19 protein-coding genes are annotated in these 16,687 nt (G+C 52.1%); 11 read left to right on the top strand and 8 right to left on the bottom strand.

Annotation, left to right across the window (positions count from 1 at the left end; translation table 11 throughout):
* Positions 1-43: 43 nt before the first annotated feature.
* Entirely contained in the window at positions 44-448 is a 405-nt protein-coding gene (locus WB237_RS11455) for an SMI1/KNR4 family protein (RefSeq protein ID WP_336213079.1), read from the top strand.
* A gap of 337 nt (positions 449-785) precedes the next feature.
* Here the strand turns inward: WB237_RS11455 and WB237_RS11450 are convergent, their stop codons facing one another.
* A complete protein-coding gene (locus WB237_RS11450; protein WP_336213077.1) occupies positions 786-1,205 on the bottom strand; it encodes a helix-turn-helix domain-containing protein in 420 nt (139 codons plus the stop codon).
* Positions 1,202-1,513, bottom strand: coding sequence for a type II toxin-antitoxin system HigB family toxin (locus WB237_RS11445; protein WP_336213074.1), 312 nt, complete (start codon positions 1,511-1,513; stop codon positions 1,202-1,204). The genes WB237_RS11450 and WB237_RS11445 overlap by 4 nt, the downstream gene beginning before the upstream one ends.
* A gap of 643 nt (positions 1,514-2,156) precedes the next feature.
* Between WB237_RS11445 and WB237_RS11440 the strand changes: the two genes are divergently transcribed.
* On the top strand, positions 2,157-3,140 hold the full coding sequence (locus WB237_RS11440) for a toll/interleukin-1 receptor domain-containing protein (protein WP_336213072.1): 984 nt from the start codon (positions 2,157-2,159) through the stop codon (positions 3,138-3,140).
* Complete coding sequence (locus WB237_RS11435) at positions 3,137-3,952, top strand: hypothetical protein (protein ID WP_336213069.1); 816 nt, start codon at positions 3,137-3,139, stop codon at positions 3,950-3,952. Before WB237_RS11440 ends, WB237_RS11435 begins: the two co-directional genes overlap by 4 nt.
* A gap of 322 nt (positions 3,953-4,274) precedes the next feature.
* Here WB237_RS11435 and WB237_RS11430 read toward each other — a convergent pair whose 3' ends face one another.
* The gene (locus WB237_RS11430; RefSeq protein WP_336213067.1) at positions 4,275-4,730 is read right to left on the bottom strand and encodes a hypothetical protein; all 456 of its coding nucleotides are present in this window, start codon (positions 4,728-4,730) and stop codon (positions 4,275-4,277) included.
* A gap of 423 nt (positions 4,731-5,153) precedes the next feature.
* Entirely contained in the window at positions 5,154-6,038 is an 885-nt protein-coding gene (locus tag WB237_RS11425) for a LysR family transcriptional regulator (RefSeq protein ID WP_336213064.1), read from the bottom strand.
* A gap of 120 nt (positions 6,039-6,158) precedes the next feature.
* Between WB237_RS11425 and gstA the strand changes: the two genes are divergently transcribed.
* Positions 6,159-6,764: a glutathione transferase GstA gene (gstA, locus tag WB237_RS11420; RefSeq protein WP_336213062.1), complete on the top strand. Its 606-nt coding sequence runs from the start codon at positions 6,159-6,161 to the stop codon at positions 6,762-6,764.
* Positions 6,765-6,845: 81 nt separating this feature from the next.
* On the opposite strand, the gene WB237_RS11415 is transcribed toward gstA, so the two are convergent.
* A complete protein-coding gene (locus tag WB237_RS11415) occupies positions 6,846-7,094 on the bottom strand; it encodes a hypothetical protein (protein WP_336213060.1) in 249 nt (82 codons plus the stop codon).
* Between the two features lie 38 nt (positions 7,095-7,132).
* A complete protein-coding gene (locus WB237_RS11410) occupies positions 7,133-7,723 on the bottom strand; it encodes a hypothetical protein (protein ID WP_028019538.1) in 591 nt (196 codons plus the stop codon).
* A gap of 262 nt (positions 7,724-7,985) precedes the next feature.
* Between WB237_RS11410 and WB237_RS11405 the strand changes: the two genes are divergently transcribed.
* Both WB237_RS11405 and WB237_RS11400 read left to right on the top strand, forming a co-directional pair.
* Positions 7,986-8,747 (top strand): AraC family transcriptional regulator, encoded by a 762-nt coding sequence (locus WB237_RS11405; RefSeq protein ID WP_336213570.1) that lies wholly within the window; start codon positions 7,986-7,988, stop codon positions 8,745-8,747.
* A 75-nt stretch (positions 8,748-8,822) separates the two neighbouring features.
* Positions 8,823-9,185: a cupin domain-containing protein gene (locus tag WB237_RS11400; protein WP_336213057.1), complete on the top strand. Its 363-nt coding sequence runs from the start codon at positions 8,823-8,825 to the stop codon at positions 9,183-9,185.
* 82 nt (positions 9,186-9,267) lie between these two features.
* Here WB237_RS11400 and WB237_RS11395 read toward each other — a convergent pair whose 3' ends face one another.
* Positions 9,268-10,149 (bottom strand): LysR family transcriptional regulator, encoded by an 882-nt coding sequence (locus WB237_RS11395; protein WP_336213055.1) that lies wholly within the window; start codon positions 10,147-10,149, stop codon positions 9,268-9,270.
* Positions 10,150-10,254: 105 nt separating this feature from the next.
* Between WB237_RS11395 and budA the strand changes: the two genes are divergently transcribed.
* From budA to WB237_RS11370, 5 genes are all read left to right on the top strand, one after another.
* Entirely contained in the window at positions 10,255-11,034 is a 780-nt protein-coding gene (budA, locus tag WB237_RS11390; RefSeq protein ID WP_028019534.1) for an acetolactate decarboxylase, read from the top strand.
* 13 nt (positions 11,035-11,047) lie between these two features.
* Positions 11,048-12,727, top strand: a complete 1,680-nt coding sequence (gene alsS / locus WB237_RS11385) for an acetolactate synthase AlsS (RefSeq protein ID WP_336213053.1) — start codon at positions 11,048-11,050, stop codon at positions 12,725-12,727.
* Between the two features lie 20 nt (positions 12,728-12,747).
* Complete coding sequence (locus WB237_RS11380) at positions 12,748-13,518, top strand: (S)-acetoin forming diacetyl reductase (protein WP_336213050.1); 771 nt, start codon at positions 12,748-12,750, stop codon at positions 13,516-13,518.
* 131 nt (positions 13,519-13,649) lie between these two features.
* Entirely contained in the window at positions 13,650-14,123 is a 474-nt protein-coding gene (locus tag WB237_RS11375) for a cold-shock protein (RefSeq protein WP_028019531.1), read from the top strand.
* Between the two features lie 107 nt (positions 14,124-14,230).
* Positions 14,231-14,929, top strand: a complete 699-nt coding sequence (locus WB237_RS11370) for a GNAT family N-acetyltransferase (RefSeq protein WP_336213047.1) — start codon at positions 14,231-14,233, stop codon at positions 14,927-14,929.
* Positions 14,930-14,962: 33 nt separating this feature from the next.
* Here the strand turns inward: WB237_RS11370 and WB237_RS11365 are convergent, their stop codons facing one another.
* The gene (locus tag WB237_RS11365; RefSeq protein WP_336213045.1) at positions 14,963-16,657 is read right to left on the bottom strand and encodes a thiamine pyrophosphate-binding protein; all 1,695 of its coding nucleotides are present in this window, start codon (positions 16,655-16,657) and stop codon (positions 14,963-14,965) included.
* Between the last annotated feature and the right edge of the window lie 30 nt (positions 16,658-16,687).

Here is a 16,687-nt window from a genome sequence, read left to right as displayed (position 1 = left end):
TAGCTAGAAACCGTGCCCGCAGATCTGTTTGAGGAAAATGCTAATGTATCTTACTGATTCAGAAAATAAACTGACTGTAAACGAAATAAACGCGTTCAATGCGTACTTTGATCATCATCTTCCCGCGTCATTTCTTGATTTTTATCTTAAAAATAATGGTGGGCATCCTAATGATAATGAAGATGGTAATCCTTTTATGCTTGGCGGTTTTAACCCTATAAAATATGGTGACCTGCCAATTGAGCAACTCTATCGTGACCTTATCGAGTCGTTTGGCGAGTTAAGGAATATGGTTCCTTTTGCTTATGATGACGGGGGGAACACTTTTATACTATCTCTCAAATCTGATGATTCATTAGGGAAGGTATTTATTTTTCTGATGGATGATAAAGAGATTGAATTGGTTGCCGATTCGTTCTCAGATTTCATAGAAGAATTATTTGATTGAAAGTAAATAGGCTGTTTAGAAAGTTCTCGACAGTGAAGTTGCTCTTATCGAAGACTCAAAGTTAGAGTCTGTCTAAAATATTTAAGCTCAGTCATTAATTTAAGAGCTTATAAATTCATAACCCGGATTATGTCGGGTTTATTAATATTTAATGGTAACTATTAATTTTTTCAGATCCGATACGCGCTTTGCCTCAAGGAACTGATGCACTACCTTATATTATTTATGGTGATGCTGAGCCAATTCGTGCAGATGGCACAATTGTTGAGCCAACTTCAACGGCGTACAGAATAGCTGCGTCACTTTTTTCTTAACACCTAGTTGAATTCCATCCTAATCAATTCCCCACAAATGCACTTACCGGCACGCCAAAACGCTTCGCCAGCGCGCGCATATGATCCAGCGTTAACGTGCGCTGTCCGTTGAGGATCCGACTTACCAGAGACTTCTTGCCTATCTCATTCTCAAAATCGCTCTGTGTGAGATGGTACTGATCCATCAGCGTTCGCAATAACGCAACGCCTGACGGAATGCTGGCTACACGCGCGTTAAATTCTGCAAACTCCGGGGACTCGTTTTCGTATTTATCGATCTTCGTAGTGAGCATCTCTACCAGCGGGCTATCGGGGTCATGCTCAATCAGATATTCCACCAATTCCAGAGCATCTTCGTAATCTTGTCGCGACGGTCTTGAACCCAGGAAAGGAAGCTCGCTTGTCAGATCGTTTGCCGCTTTGATGGCTGCCGCATAGTTCATTCTTTCGTTCTCCGGTAGAGGTCCGTGAGCTTGTCATACTCTGCGTGAGTGCTGATGTGTTTGATGAAGATCTTTCCCCGCTCAAAATCAGCAAAAAACATCACTCTTAAATGCCCGCCACCTACATCAATGACCCACCATTTTTCCCGGTATTTCATCCGATCCAGGCTGGGAAAGCGCTTTCGCATGTCGTCTGGTGATGGATAGTGTTCCTTTTTTAGTACCCGGTAAAGATCGTCCAGAGCGAGTACTTGATTAGGAAATTGTCTGGTGGCTGTGTCGAAAGGTGCTCTTGAGACTACGTGCATCCTTGCCCCTTGTTTTCAGACTGGAAACATTATAGGTGATTGTTGGTGGGTTGACAATGTGGAAACTTTGATGAAATTGCAGTTTCCACATGTTCGTGATAATTGCGCTCGTATATTGAGTGCGAGCACTTTAAATAGTGGTGGCTTGGGATTAAAGCCTTGGTATAGCTCGGGTTGGGGTATTTGTTTGATTTGCGTAGCGCGTTCAGGAATTGTTTGCTGAGAAGGAGTGTGGTAGATGATGATTTTGCTCACAACCATATATGGAAGTGTGTGAAAGATGCGTCGCTTTGTACCAGAAACGGATGTCGCTACAGTTTTGTGCGTTAATCTATGGTGGCGATTTTGGAAAATTTGCATGGCTGCATTAGAAATGCTACTGAGCATCCTGATTGCAATGCTAAAAAAGCATGCAGCATGAGATCTGTCATATACCGTCATGGTTCATAGTCAGGCTCATACACTATTGCAATGTTTAAACTACAGTGCAGGATTGTCTACCGGAGCGGGGTCAGTCCAACCAACCGAAAAATGTGTCCACTACAATCATTTCGTTTTTTAAAAGCCATATAATCTGTCTGATAGCTTCTTGCACAACGAAAGAGCAAGGTGCATTATTTAAAGTTGGAATGCATGCAAACTGATGGTATTAAGTTCTTCATTTGGAGAAAAAATGACCGCTAGGAAAGGGACTGTAAGCCAAACTCAAAAGCGAAAATCGCCAGCTAATCGCTCGGTATCATCGCATCGTTTTGAACCAGCTAAGCTGGATGCGTTATTCTTAGTCTTAGATGCTGTTGCATGGTTAGATACCCCAAGCATTTCTCAGGTAGCACAATTCGCTGGGATTGATCCTCGAACAGCGGGCAAACATTTGAAGAATGCCTGTCAAACTGGCCTAATAGATGCTGTAGGTTCAGGATACGCGCCAATTCTTCCGTATCCTTATAGAGGCTCTCAAGCCCAAAAAGAAGCAGTGGTAAAAGAGGCTTTGGTGCGGCTTCCATTACTTATAGCCGTTCGCCAATTCCTTCGGCTAGGAGATAAAACTGAATCGGCGCTCCGAAAAGCGGCTACAACTATGGGTATATCGCCTTTTGTTGCTTCGGACCTTAATCCACTTATAGAATGGGCTAATAGTCTGGGTGCACTTAAGCCTGATCTACTTGCCGAGGATTTGCTTGATGCTGCAACGGAAATGAAAGAACAACGTCATCATGATGAGAAAGAACGTCGTGTTGCATTTCTTTCTCATAGTTCCTTAGACAAACCTTTCATTAGACAACTCGCAGCCGACTTGACGGCAAATGGTATTGATGTTTGGTTAGATGAACAAAGAATAAGAGTGGGCGATTCTATCCCTGAAAAAGTTGCACAAGGTTTAGCTGGCTCAGATTTTTTCCTTATCGCATTGAGCAGACACTCAGAAAACTCGGTTTGGGTTCAAAAAGAACTTAATAACGCGCTTGTGAATGAAGTTCAACGTCGAAAAGTGCATATTCTTCCACTTAAATTAGATGATGCGTCTATACCCCCTATAATCGCTGACAAAAAATATGCCGACTTTTCAGTATCATATAAATCTGGTTTAGATGAATTAATTAGATCTCTGAGGATGAGTGTATGAATATGACTGAGAAAAAGACAAGACAAATGCCCAAGGGAGGGCGTAAAGGTGGGGCAATTTTCCCAAGAATACCTTTAAGCGATGCACTCCAATACGCTAAAAAATTAGTTAGCAAAACACATATTAGTGCACAACCACAAGATCTTATTTTCTCGGGAGTTTTAGGCGCAAAAGGGAGCGCGGGTGAAGTCAAAATATCATCATTGAGACAGTACGGTCTTCTTACGGGTGATTCAAAGACAGGTTACTTAGCTGAAGAGTTAGCTAAAAAGATATCGGCTGCACCGCAGGAAGAGCTTATCCCGCTTTACCAACAAGCTATTTTACGGCCGAATGTATTTAAAAAGCTTTTCGATACATATCATGGAGATACAGTTACCAAAGCAAAACTAAAACAAAGGGTATCCGATTTAAGAGTTCATCCTGATCAGGCTGAATTATGTGTTGATCTCTATATAGCAGGAATGCTATTTGCTCAATTGGTTGCTGTTGATGGTGAAAGTATTAGTCACATCTCTCTTAGTGAACTCAGTGGAAGTGAAAAGCAATCACATGATAACAATGAAAAAAAAGGAGGGTTTACTGAAAATAATTATGAAGATAGTGAGGTTATAGAGGCTGGAATAGATAATGCGGCCGATACTACTGAGGTAGTAACGTCCTATGACAACGTGGGACCCTCACAGCAATTGAAACATGACTTATCGACTCCACGTGCAATTTTCAATGTTAATATATCCTTGGATTCCAGTTTAGATACAGAAAAATTACAGAGACAATTAGAGCTTTTAAAAAAATTTGGCGCAATATAAAAATAAAACTCAATGAGAAACTGAATTGTGGCTAATATTTCATTTTAAAAATCATTATTGGCGCTTTTTATAAAGTGCCGCTCTTTTCTTCATTTAAATCTAAAATGTTAATCAGTTGGCTAAGTGGTCATGGCTATTTATTAATGCAATGTATATGTTAATGTATACTGAAAATCCGCTGTTTCGCAGCTAATTTTCATTGTATGTAGGTGCTAACTTTTGCTTCTCGCTCTTAATGGACATTCAACAAACAACGTTGTATTTTGCGTATGGCCGAAATCCTGCTTTTACCCAGCAGAACCCCGGCCTCCCATCACCCGCCTCAATGCGCCGTTATATAAGGCTCCTTCACAAACTCCGCCAACAGCCAGACCAAATCATGCAGTAGCCCGGTGAGTTCTTTCGCCACGCTTGTAGGCAGTGTCCCGCCCATCACCGCCAGCGTTAACGCCACGGCATAGTCCACTTGCAGCGTCGTCTCCTGCCAGCAGTCCGGCACGCAGGAGGTAATCTTTTCCCCTGCGATCAATTGTTCAACCAGATACGAAGGCAGTTCGGCATCGCAGCACTCACGCAGCCGCTTCAGCACAGCCAGCAATCGCTTGCAGAGCGTGGCAAACGTCACCGCGTCGTCAGTTTCCACCAGCACGCTCACATAAGCGGTGCAGGCGTCGGCCAACTCGAAGAGATCCGCAGAATCGGAAAGTTGCAGGTGGATAAGGTGATAAACAGCGCTTTCCTCAGAAAGTGCGTAAGTCAGGGTAGGGATAGTTGTCATGTAGTATTCCTTTTCAAAAAAAATCCAGACCACCACATAAGTTCCTACGCTCATGGGTGGTAGCGCTGACGGAGGTAGGAATGCCGCACATGACAAAACGGCCAACCTTTCGGTTGCTCCGCCAGCGCGACCGTATTTTAACGGGATGAGCGCTGTCGCGACAAAAATAATTGCCGAGTCATGTTAAACGGGTTCCTACGCCCGGTTACGGATGTGCCGCAACGCAGGCACTTTACGGCGGCGAAAAAAGGAAGGGAAGGGATGCCCATGAATTACATAAGGTTGCTTGCAGGTTTGCGAGGCGGCTTCCAGAAGGGCATTGCCGGGTGGCGTCTACGCCTTACCTGGCCTACAAAACCAAACACCAAACCTCCCCGCGACACGAACCGTAGGCCCGCGCAAGCGCAGCGCCGCCGTAACTCCTTACGCAGATCTTTTCATTTTGAGCAACACTTCCAATAACGTCTGAGTTGCTCGGGAGGATTTGCTCGCCGCCGAACAAACCACCCCAAACTCACGGTACAGCGAAGGCGTCACGGGCACGACGCACAAACCGCGTAATTCAACCGGCAGAGCGGATTCTGGTATAAGTGCGACGCCCATGCCTTCGCGTACCAGCAGGCAGGCACTGATCCAGTCCCGGACGGTCACACGAACGTCAGACAGCCGCAAGCCTGCCTGTTCCATCAGGCTTTTTCCATTAACGGCACAACCGCCTGTAGCGAGTACAAAAGGCTGGTCTGCCAGTTCCTCAAGCGTAATGCCGCGCGCGCGTGCATAACGAGCCTGGTGGTGACTGGCCGGTAGCACCCCGACCCACGCATCTTGTCCCAGGATTGCATCCGCGCGTCCGGGAGTAGGGTTCATTACCACCCCCAGATCAACCGTATCTGCTGCAATCCACTCCTCGACTTCCCGGTCCGTCCCTTCCAGTACAACCACCTCGATTTCAGGATGCAGGCGCTTAAAGTCCCGCAGCAGTCCTGGCAAAAATGTGGATGTCACCGATGGAAAACTGGCAAGACGAATGCGTCCGCCAGTCAGCCCCCGGCTCTCATCCGCCAGTAGGCGGATGGCGTCTAGCCGCGCCAGCATACTTCTTGCCTCTTTAACAACCCGCTCGCCCAGGGCCGTCACACCGATGTGGCGTCGCTCACGCGTGAATACTGCAAATCCTAATGAGGCCTCTAACTGAGCGATCGCCTGGCTGGCACCAGATTGCGTCATGCCAACCTTTTCAGCGGCACGTGAAATATTACTGGCATCGGCCACCGCAACCAGTAAGCGCCAGTGTAAAAGATTCATCATAAGTATCAGTAGCTCAGCTAATGGCTAATTTATGAATCATTAATTTTACAGCGAGATCGGTTTTAAGCACAGTGAATGCAAACCGAATCGTCACCACTCAACAGCTTTAACGGAGAGATTATGAAACTCTATTACGCCCCGGACACCTGTTCACTCTCACCCCATATCGTGCTTCGCGAACTGGCGATTGAGTTTGAACTGATTAAAGTGGACAACAGGAGCAAGCTTACCGCTGACGGGCGCGACTTCCTGACCATTAACCCTAAAGGGTACGTCGCTGCGCTTGAACTGGATGACGGGAAAATCCTGACCGAGGGGCCAGCCATTTTGCAGTACCTCGCAGACCTCAAGCCAGAAAGTGGGCTGGCACCGCGAGCAGACAGCTGGGAGCGAGTGCGGCTTCAGGAATGGCTAAACTTTATCACCAGCGAAATACACGCTGGTTTGGCACCTCTCTTCAACAATATGTTGCCGGAAGAGGCCAAATCGATTTTTCGTGAGAAGCTGTTCAGGCGGTTCAGTTTTCTTCAGGAAACGCTCTCAACAAACGCTTATCTGGCAGGCTCGTCGTTCAGCGTGGCGGATGCCTATCTTTTCACCGTTCTGGGCTGGTGCAAATTCTTCGCCATTGAACTGAATAACTGGCCCGCGCTACTGGCGTACCGGGAAAAAATCAGTGCCCGTCCTGCTGTGCGGGCCGCATTACGTGCGGAGGAGAAAGTCTAGGTCTGCGTATTCCGCCGCAGGTATTAATGCCTGAAGCAGGAGGCAAGTGAGGGTGTGGAGTCAGGATGGGTTAGCATACTGTCACTCTGCATCTGATTGCATGGCGCTTTTCACGGCATCCTGCTTCCCGGGATTGCATTGCTGTTTTGTTCCTGGAAGATAAAATTTTCCCGACGCGTCCGGATCTGTTCCGCCCGGACAACCCGCACGGCCCGGAGCTGAGACGGTGCCATCCGAACCATTTCCTCCATCCCCACCATTACCGCCACCAGCTGCATTTACAGCAAATGCGCCGAGTATGAGCAAAAATGTAATAACTCGTATAGTCATCAAAACCTCCAGTGCTCAGGGCATTTCACAGAAATCCCTCACTTCTGATTTTCAACATGCAACCTGACAGCCTCCAGCGTCCTTCTACGGATCCAGCCGCTCCCTGCCCGTATTGCCAGCCAGTAGGCCGCCATTTTGAGTTGAGTACGTTTGTCCGGACAATAGACGAAGGTCTCAGTACAGAGTTCATGTTGACCTGGCGCCAGTTCCGCTACCTGGTAGCGCAGCAACAGTTTTGCGCTGCCCGGCCCGGCGGGTGCCTGAAAAGCAATCGCATCGGGCGCGTTTTCCAGACCGAAATCTGTCCGCCAGAATTGCCCTCTTAAGCCAAAGCAGAGCTCGGATGCTGAGCTGTGCAACAGCGTAAAACTGTGCAGCCCAAAGTTGCCCGTCGAGTTAGTCTGCTGATTGTGCAGAAATTTCTGCGGTAATTGCCGCAGAGACATCAGCCGCCGAATGACGGGGTCTTGCTGGACGTCAAAGCTTGCAATCAACGGCAGAATATTTTCAGGGTTGGAAGTATGAATGACCGCTCGATGTTTCTCATGGAACTGAAACTGGGGTAAAAAAGCAGGGACATCCCGCCAGAGAGCAAGCGCTTTGCGGGTAACGAATCCGGGGTTCAGCATTTCACGTCCTTGTCATCCTTTGCACTCTGTCAGAGTAACAGATGGCATGCGGCAAACAATTACCAGGAAAACGTAGTTCCGGAGCGTATATCAATAAAACAGCAAAGTCCTGGATCCGACCCCGCGTTGCCTGCAACAACTTTCCAAACTGCACCCGATGAGTTTATGGTGTTGTTTCACCCTCACAGGGCATCAGGTGTCATATATGTCGAATGCAAAAGCTAACAAAGACTGGGTCAGACTGGCGCAACAACCCTGAAAAATAGAGCGCATAGAGGCGTATTTCAGCGGGCATGGCTATGAGCCGCATCGTCACGACACTTATGCCATAGGCCGGACCTTATCCGGGGTGCAGAGTTTTCACTATCGGGGAAGTAAACAACATAGCCTGCCGGGCGGGACAATGGTCCTGCACCCTGACGAAATACATGACGGAGAGGCGGGAACGAACGACGGATTCCAGTATCGGATGTTGTATATCGATCCGGCGTTAATTCAAAAAATCCTGGGCGGAAAGCCTTTGCCGTTTATTCCCGGCGGAATTTCATCCGATCCCCGGCTTTTTGCAGCGACCGAACCGCTGTTAAAAGCGCCGGAAGAATCTTTCGATACGCTGGAAGAAGACGATGCGCTCTACGATCTCGCCCACACGCTCGCCGTCGTGGGAGGACAACGTTTTCGCCGGAATCGGGTGGATTATCAATCCGCAGAACGCGCGCGCGAATATATACACACTGAATTCATTCACAATATTACGCTGGATACTTTATCCGCCGTCAGTGGCAGAGATCGCTGGAGCCTCAGCCGGGATTTTCGTGCGCTTTATGGAACGAGTCCTTATCGCTATGTGACCATGCGTCGACTTGTATACTGTCGACGCCTGATTCAGGCGGGCCTGTCGCTTGCTGAGGCTGCCGCTGCAGCGGGGTTTTCAGATCAAAGTCACATGACTCGTCAGTTCATCAAAACGTTGGGTATGTCGCCTGGGCGCTGGCAAAAATTCATTAAAGGTCATCCTGCCTGATTTGCACGATCGTTCAAGACCGGCACGCCGGCCTTATTCTATCCTGGATGCTTCTCAACCATAGGAAGTGTCGCAATGTATAGTCCTGTTAATTTAGACAATAAATTCTCTCTCTTCGACACGCACTGGCAGCCGAAAGTCATCGCTCAGATGAATGACTATCAGTTTAAAATCGTCAAAATATCGGGTGATTTTATATGGCACGCGCACCCTGAAACCGATGAGGCATTCATCGTGGTCGAGGGCGTGTTACGTATTGATTTTCTTGACGGACATGTGCTCGTCAATCCAGGGGAAATGTACGTTGTGCCAAAAGGCGTTGAACATAAAACGTCTGCTGAAACGACGGTAAAAATGATGATGATAGAACCGTGTGGGATCCTGAATACCGGACACGAAGGTGGGGAGCGCACCGCAGAGAACGATGTCTGGATTTGACGCCTGTGGCTATGTTGCCGGGTAGCGGCTACGCCTTACCCGGCCAACTAAAACCACCAGCCAAACCCACCGGGCTCGGCCGCTACCCCTCACTCATCATCGCCAGAAACCGCTTCACCGTCCGAGAACGTTCAAAACGCCGCCAGCAGAGCGCGATATCAGTGTAAAGCGCCGGTGAGCTCAGTGCGTGGTAGGTAACATTCGGCGGAGAAATGGCCGCCATGGATTTCGGTACCAGCGCGAAGCCGCCGCCGGCGGAAACCATGCTCAGGGAGGATGAAAGCTGTGATGACTGCAGCGCGTGCTGCACGTCGATCCCGGCCCGTTCGCAGCAGCCGTAAACCCGGTCGTACAGGCCCGGCGCGACCTCCTGCGGGAACAGCACCACGGGTGTATCCTGGAGCTGGTCCAGCGCCAGATCGCCGCACGCCGCCAGCGGATGGTCGCGATGCAGCGCCACCACCATCGGCTCCCGGTCGAGGATTTTTAACTCGAACGCCTTGCTGCTCTCGCACGGCAGACGCACGAAGGCGATATCCAGCTCACCCTCAGCCAGCATTGTCGTCAGCGAAGACATATTGGCTTCCACCTGGTGAACCCGTACCGCCATGTTCTGTACTTGATACTGGCGAATCAGCGCGAAAATTTTGGGATGGAAAGCGTCGGAACTGGTGATGCCAATCGACAGGTTGCCGTTCAGCCCGCGCGCGATGCCACGGGCTTTCTCCAGCGCGGCGTCGCTCAGCGCCAGGATCTTGCAGGCATCCTCATAGAACGCTTCTCCCGCCTCGGTCAGCTCGACGCCCCGCGTCAGGCGTTTGAACAGCGGCGTGCCTACTTCCTCTTCAAGCCGTTTGATCTGCTGACTCAGAGGAGGCTGAGAAATACCCAGCGCTTTGGCCGCTTTGGTGAAGTGTCGCTCGCGAGCAACCGCGACGAAATACCGCAGATAACGAAGTTCCATATCTAAAACGTCTCAAACCAGCATGGATTCTATATTGGAACTCTCTGCTGAATCGGGTCAACATTTATTTAACCTTTCTAAATAAAGTTGAAGAGGACGAGCATGATGATGCATTCATCTGCCTGCGACTGTGAGGCCAGTTTGTGCGAGACCCTGCGAGGGTTCTCCGCTCAGCATCCTGACAGTGTGATTTATCAGACATCGCTAATGAGCGCCCTGCTAAGCGGCGTGTACGAGGGGAACACCACCATCGCCGATCTGCTGGCACACGGTGATTTTGGTCTGGGCACTTTCAACGAGCTGGATGGCGAAATGATCGCCTTCAGCAGCCAGGTGTACCAGCTGCGCGCCGACGGCAGCGCCCGCGCCGCGAAGCCAGAGCAGAAAACACCGTTCGCGGTGATGACCTGGTTCCAGCCGCAGTATCGTAAAACCTTTGATGGGCCGGTCAGTCGCCAGCAGATCCACGATGTGATCGACCAGCAAATCCCCTCCGATAACCTGTTCTGCGCGCTGCGTATCGACGGTAACTTCCGCCATGCCCATACCCGCACGGTACCACGTCAGAAGCCGCCATACCGGGCGATGACCGACGTGCTGGACGACCAGCCAGTGTTCCGCTTCAACCAGCGGAAAGGTGTACTGGTCGGGTTCCGCACACCACAGCATATGCAGGGTATTAACGTGGCGGGCTACCACGAACATTTCATCACCGACGACCGTCAGGGCGGGGGCCATCTGCTCGACTACCAGCTGGAGAGCGGCGTGCTGACCTTCGGTGAAATTCACAAGCTGATGATTGACCTGCCTGCCGACAGTGCGTTTTTGCAGGCCAACCTGCACCCCAGCGATCTTGATGCAGCGATCCGTTCCGTCGAAAACTAACAGGAGAACTACCGTGAACAGTGAGAAACAGTCACGTCAGTGGGCGCATGGCGCCGATATGGTCGTCGGCCAGCTGGAAGCGCAGGGCGTGAAGCAGGTGTTCGGTATTCCGGGGGCGAAAATCGACAAAGTCTTTGATTCCCTGCTGGACTCCTCCATTGAGATCATTCCAGTACGCCACGAAGCGAATGCGGCGTTTATGGCGGCGGCGGTAGGGCGCCTGACCGGCAAAGCCGGGGTGGCGCTGGTCACTTCCGGTCCGGGTTGTTCCAACCTGATCACCGGCATTGCCACCGCCAACAGCGAAGGCGACCCGGTGGTGGCGCTGGGTGGGGCGGTCAAGCGGGCGGATAAAGCCAAACTGGTGCACCAGAGCATGGACACGGTCGCTATGTTCAGCCCTGTCACCAAATATTCTGTGGAAGTCAGCTCTCCGGATGCGATTGCCGAAGTGGTATCGAATGCATTCCGTGCCGCCGAGCACGGCAGACCGGGGGGCGCGTTCGTCAGCCTGCCGCAGGATATTGTCGACCAGCCCGCGACAGGCGCGATTTTGCCTGCCAGTGGCGCGGCACGAATGGGCCCGGCACCGGAGTCGGCGATTAACGACGTGGCGAAGCTGATTGAAAACGCCAAAAACCCGGTCATCCTGCTGGGCCTGATGGCCAGCCAGCCCGCTAACAGTGACGCGCTGCGTAAGCTGCTGGAGAAAAGCCGCATTCCGGTCACCAGCACCTATCAGGCTGCCGGGGCGGTGAACCAGGAGCACTTCACCCGCTTTGCCGGACGCGTCGGTCTGTTCAACAACCAGGCGGGCGACAGGCTGCTCCATCTGGCGGATCTGATTATCTGCATCGGCTACAGCCCGGTGGAGTACGAGCCGTCTATGTGGAACAGCGGCGACGCCACGCTGGTGCACATTGATGTGCTGCCTGCCTACGAAGAACGTAACTATGTGCCGGATCTGGAGCTGGTGGGGGACATCGCCGAAACGCTGAACCTGCTCGCTAACCGCATCGATCATAAGCTGGAGCTGAGCCAGCGGGCGTCAGAGATTCTGGTCGATCGCCAGCATCAGCGCGATCTGCTCGATCGTCGTGGCGCATCGCTTAACCAGTTTGCCCTGCATCCGCTGCGCATCGTGCGTGCCATGCAGGACATCGTGAACAGCGACGTCACGCTCACCGTGGACATGGGCAGCTTCCACATCTGGATCGCCCGTTATCTCTACAGTTTCCGGGCGCGTCAGGTGATGATTTCCAACGGTCAGCAGACCATGGGCGTCGCGCTGCCGTGGGCCATTGGCGCATGGCTGGTGAACCCGGGCCGCAAGGTGGTTTCGGTCTCCGGCGACGGCGGCTTCCTGCAGTCGAGCATGGAACTGGAAACCGCGGTGCGCCTCAACGCCAACGTGCTGCACATCATCTGGGTGGATAACGGCTACAACATGGTCGCCATTCAGGAAGAGAAAAAATATCAGCGTCTTTCCGGCGTGGAGTTTGGCCCGGTCGATTTCAAAGTGTATGCCGACGCCTTTGGTGCGAAAGGTTTTGCCGTGGAGAGCGCCGATGCGCTTGAACCGACGCTGCGTGCAGCAATGGATGTCGATGGCCCCGCCGTGGTGGCCATTCCCGTCGACTATAGCGATAACCCGCTGCTGATGGGCCAGCTCCATCTCAGCCAGATTTTGTGACTCAATATAAGGACAGAGAAATGCAAAAAGTTGCTCTCGTAACAGGCTCAGGCCAGGGGATTGGTAAAGCGATTGCGCTGCGCCTGGTAAAAGATGGCTTCGCGGTCGCCATTGCGGATTACAACGAGGATACGGCGAAAGCGGTCGCCGATGAAATTACCCGTAACGGCGGTCGTGCTGTCGCCGTGAAGGTGGATGTTTCGAACCGCGACCAGGTGTTTGCGGCGGTGGAGAAAGCGCGTACCGCTCTGGGCGGTTTCAATGTGATTGTGAATAACGCCGGGATCGCGCCTTCCACGCCAATCGAGTCGATTACACCGGAGATTGTCGACAAGGTTTACAACATTAACGTGAAAGGGGTGATTTGGGGCATCCAGGCCGCGATCGATGCTTTCCGTAAAGAGGGGCACGGCGGCAAGATCATCAACGCCTGTTCCCAGGCGGGCCACACCGGCAACCCGGAACTGGCGGTGTACAGTTCCAGCAAGTTCGCGGTTCGTGGCTTAACCCAGACGGCGGCACGGGATCTCGCGCCGCTGGGGATCACCGTTAATGCCTATTGCCCGGGGATCGTTAAAACGCCGATGTGGGCGGAGATCGACCGTCAGGTGTCTGAGGCGGCAGGAAAACCGCTCGGCTACGGGACTGAAACCTTTGCCAAACGTATTACGCTTGGCCGTTTGTCTGAACCAGAAGACGTCGCCGCCTGTGTTTCATACCTCGCCGGGCCAGATTCCGACTATATGACCGGCCAGTCGCTCTTAATTGATGGTGGGATGGTGTTTAACTAAATACTAATAAGCTCTGACATGAGTTTTCCCCTGCACCCGTGCAGGGGCTTTTTTTTGTCTCCTCAGCCATTGTGCATTACACTGCGCGCTGCAAAACTTTAGTCATTACGATCTGACAGGCGGTAACAGCGATGAACGGTACAATCACAACGTGGTTTAAAGATAAAGGCTTTGGATTTATCAAAGATGAAAACGGCGACAACCGCTATTTTCATGTGATTAAGGTCGCGAACCCTGATCTGATTAAGAAAGATGCGGCGGTGACCTTCGAGCCAACCACCAACAACAAAGGCCTTTCCGCCTATGCGGTGAAGGTGATCCCGGAAAGTAAACACCTCTATATTGCCGGCGAGCGCGTGAAGCTTACCTCGATCAAATCCTTCGTGGTGTTTAACGAAGAAGAACCGGTTGATACTAAAATCGACAAAGAGAACGCGGTGCTGTCGGTGGGGCTGCTGATGAACAGCATTAAGCCGAAGTCCGAGAAAAAGCCGGGCGAAATGCGCACGGTGAAGAAGCTGGCGATCACCACCTTCCAGAACACGACGCTGATCTTCACCGAAGACGAGATCGACATTGATGCCACGGTGAAGCTGCTGAAGTGATTTTGTGCCGGGTGGCGGTTCCGCTCTACCCGGCCTGCTAATCCTCTCTTTTCGCCCGCTTTTTAACCTGCTATAACAAACTCCTTACCTTTCAGGGAGTCACCGTCGTGCCCGAAATCAATCAACATGGTCAAACCGTTAACGATATCGTTCCTGGCTGGAAAGGCGCGCGCGTATTAACCCGCACGCCGCTGTTTGGCCAGTATTGCCGCCTGGAGCCGCTGGATGTCGATCGCCATGCAGCCGATCTCTATGACGCCTACGCACTGGGCGACGACAGCGACTGGACATGGCTTGCCAGCACGCAGCCTGAAAGCGTGGAAGCCACCGCACACTGGGTGCTGGGAAAGGTGCTGGATGACGAGCTAGTACCGTTTGCCGTCATTGATTTACGCACCGAACGTGCGGTGGGGCTGGTGAGCTATATGGCTAACGAGCGGCTGCTGGGGTCGGTTGAAATCGGTCACGTGACCTGGTCGCGCAAAATGAAAGGCTCCCGCATCGGTACTGAAGCGGTGTGGCTGCTGCTGAAAAATGCGTTTGAGCACGGCTACCGTCGTCTGGAGTGGAAGTGCGATTCGATGAACGTTGCCTCACGCAGGGCGGCGGAGCGGCTGGGGTTTGTCTGGGAAGGGCGCCTGCGCCAGAAGCTGGTGCGCAAAGGGCGCAACCGCGACAGCGATATGCTTTCTATTATTGACGGCGAATGGCCGCAGAGAGACGCCGAACTGCGCGCCTGGCTGGCGGCGGAGAATTTTGACGGGGAAGGGCGGCAGATTAAGCGGCTTGAGGCGTTTCGGTTATAAGTTTTTTATGTAGGGTACAGCGTAAACACGCGGCTAATCCGCGGAAATGGCAATTTCAATCAAATTGGTTTTTCCGGACTGTAGTCCGCGGGCTACCGCTTCGGCGATATCTGCCGCCTCGGTCACCCGGCAGCAGTGGACGCCCATGGCAGTGGCCAGCGACTGAAAATCGATATGCGGATTCACGAGGTCCATCCCGATAAAACGCCCCAGCTGCGTTGAGCTGTAGTCAGCCTGGCTCTTCATAAAGTTTTTCAGGATGTTGTACTCCCTGTTATTCATGACGATAAAGGTGACCGGCAGATTTTCATGTGCCGCCGTCCAGAGCGCCTGCGGCGAGTACAGGGAGGCTCCATCACCTATCAGGCATACCACCGGTTCCCGCCCGCGTCCCAGCGAATGCCCTACTGAGGCGGGCATCCCCCAGCCCAGACCGCCGCCGCGCATAAAGTAGTACCGCTGATGCTGCTGGTCAGAGATGAACCGGCGGACATGTCTGGCGGTCGCTATCGCCTCATCAACGATGGTGGTACCCGCCGGAATGGACCGGATGACCTCATATGCTGCGACCATCGGCGAAAGGGTCGGGCGCAGCCGCTCGGCTGCCAGACGTTCTTCCTGCAGTTGCCACTCTTTTTCACGTTCAGCGCGTGCCGCTTTGAGCAGCCGCTGATGCGTCAATTTGCTTGCCACCCGGCGCTGCTCAAGCTTCGGCAACAGTTCGTGCAGGGACAGTTTGATATCCCCCATCACCGAAAGGCGAGTGGCGTAGGTGCGGCCCAGCTCGTTCATATCCGCCGAGAGCTGATACACCGCGCAGGTTTCCGGAATGGCCTCGCCCTCGCTATATAAAATGGTAATCAGGCTTCTGCCGCCGATGATAAAGACGGCATCGTAGGCGTTGATGATGCTGGCGATTTCACTGGCGGTGGTGGGCATATTGCCCCGCCAGAGCTCGTGCTGGGTGGGAAAAGGCAAATTCAGCGGCCAGGAGGAGCCGTAGACGTGGGCGCTGAGCGCTTCCGCCAGCTGGACAATCTCCTGCGTCGAGCCACTGGAGTGCACCTCATCGCCCGCCACAATCATTATCCTGCCTGGAGCGATCTCGCTGAGTGCCTCTGCCAGTTCGTCCAGCGAGCCTGCGACAGTGTGGTAGTTCACTCTGGACGCCGTCTGTATTCCGGCGTCGCTCAGCTCTTCCATCACGTTCATCGGGAGGGAGAGCAGAACCGGGCCGGCTGGAGGATAGCTGGCCGCGTGAAACGCGTGGCGCACCAGCACCGGGAGCTGGTCGGCGCTGGTGACCTCCTGTGCCCATTTCATGACCGGGGAGCCAATGGAAACAATATCATCATACAGAAGCGGGTCGCGGACGTAGTGTCGCGTATCCTGCTGTCCAACGGTAACTACCAGCGGGGTTTTCATGATTCGCGAATTAATGAGATTCCCCATGCCGTGCCCCAGGCCGCTGGCAGTATGCAAATTGATAAAGCCCGTTTTGCCGGAGGCTTTCGCATAGCCGTCGGCAATCGCCACCACGGTGCTCTCCTGAAGCGCCAGAATATAGTGAATATTTTCATGGCGAAGCAGGGCATCAATGAGCGGAAGTTCGGTGGTACCCGGATTACCAAAAATATATTCCACGCCTTCACTCTCCAGCACCTCAAGAAGAATATCGGCGCCTGACCGCATATTTAAATCTGATAAGGACGTTAATGATTTAATCATAATTAAACCTCATTCAGCGTTATTTAATTC

The sequence above is a fragment of the Enterobacter sp. P82 genome, from assembly GCF_037053385.1.
GTDB lineage: Bacteria > Pseudomonadota > Gammaproteobacteria > Enterobacterales > Enterobacteriaceae > Enterobacter.
The sequence above is the reverse complement of the archived record's forward strand: the minus strand, read 5'-3'. Positions and strand labels throughout refer to the sequence as shown.

Coding starts and splice junctions, on each gene's coding strand:
- WB237_RS11450 (WP_336213077.1), bottom strand. CDS start 1,205: ATGAACTATGCGGCAGCCATCAAAGCGGCAAACGATCTGACAAGCGAG.
- WB237_RS11400 (WP_336213057.1), top strand. CDS start 8,823: ATGTATAGTCCTGTTAATTTAGACAATAAATTCTCTCTCTTCGACACG.
- WB237_RS11365 (WP_336213045.1), bottom strand. CDS start 16,657: ATGATTAAATCATTAACGTCCTTATCAGATTTAAATATGCGGTCAGGC.
- WB237_RS11380 (WP_336213050.1), top strand. CDS start 12,748: ATGCAAAAAGTTGCTCTCGTAACAGGCTCAGGCCAGGGGATTGGTAAA.
- WB237_RS11430 (WP_336213067.1), bottom strand. CDS start 4,730: ATGACAACTATCCCTACCCTGACTTACGCACTTTCTGAGGAAAGCGCT.
- WB237_RS11445 (WP_336213074.1), bottom strand. CDS start 1,513: ATGCACGTAGTCTCAAGAGCACCTTTCGACACAGCCACCAGACAATTT.
- gstA (WP_336213062.1), top strand. CDS start 6,159: ATGAAACTCTATTACGCCCCGGACACCTGTTCACTCTCACCCCATATC.
- WB237_RS11375 (WP_028019531.1), top strand. CDS start 13,650: ATGAACGGTACAATCACAACGTGGTTTAAAGATAAAGGCTTTGGATTT.
- WB237_RS11415 (WP_336213060.1), bottom strand. CDS start 7,094: ATGACTATACGAGTTATTACATTTTTGCTCATACTCGGCGCATTTGCT.
- WB237_RS11455 (WP_336213079.1), top strand. CDS start 44: ATGTATCTTACTGATTCAGAAAATAAACTGACTGTAAACGAAATAAAC.
- WB237_RS11435 (WP_336213069.1), top strand. CDS start 3,137: ATGAATATGACTGAGAAAAAGACAAGACAAATGCCCAAGGGAGGGCGT.
- WB237_RS11410 (WP_028019538.1), bottom strand. CDS start 7,723: ATGCTGAACCCCGGATTCGTTACCCGCAAAGCGCTTGCTCTCTGGCGG.
- budA (WP_028019534.1), top strand. CDS start 10,255: ATGATGCATTCATCTGCCTGCGACTGTGAGGCCAGTTTGTGCGAGACC.
- WB237_RS11440 (WP_336213072.1), top strand. CDS start 2,157: ATGGTATTAAGTTCTTCATTTGGAGAAAAAATGACCGCTAGGAAAGGG.
- WB237_RS11425 (WP_336213064.1), bottom strand. CDS start 6,038: ATGATGAATCTTTTACACTGGCGCTTACTGGTTGCGGTGGCCGATGCC.
- WB237_RS11395 (WP_336213055.1), bottom strand. CDS start 10,149: ATGGAACTTCGTTATCTGCGGTATTTCGTCGCGGTTGCTCGCGAGCGA.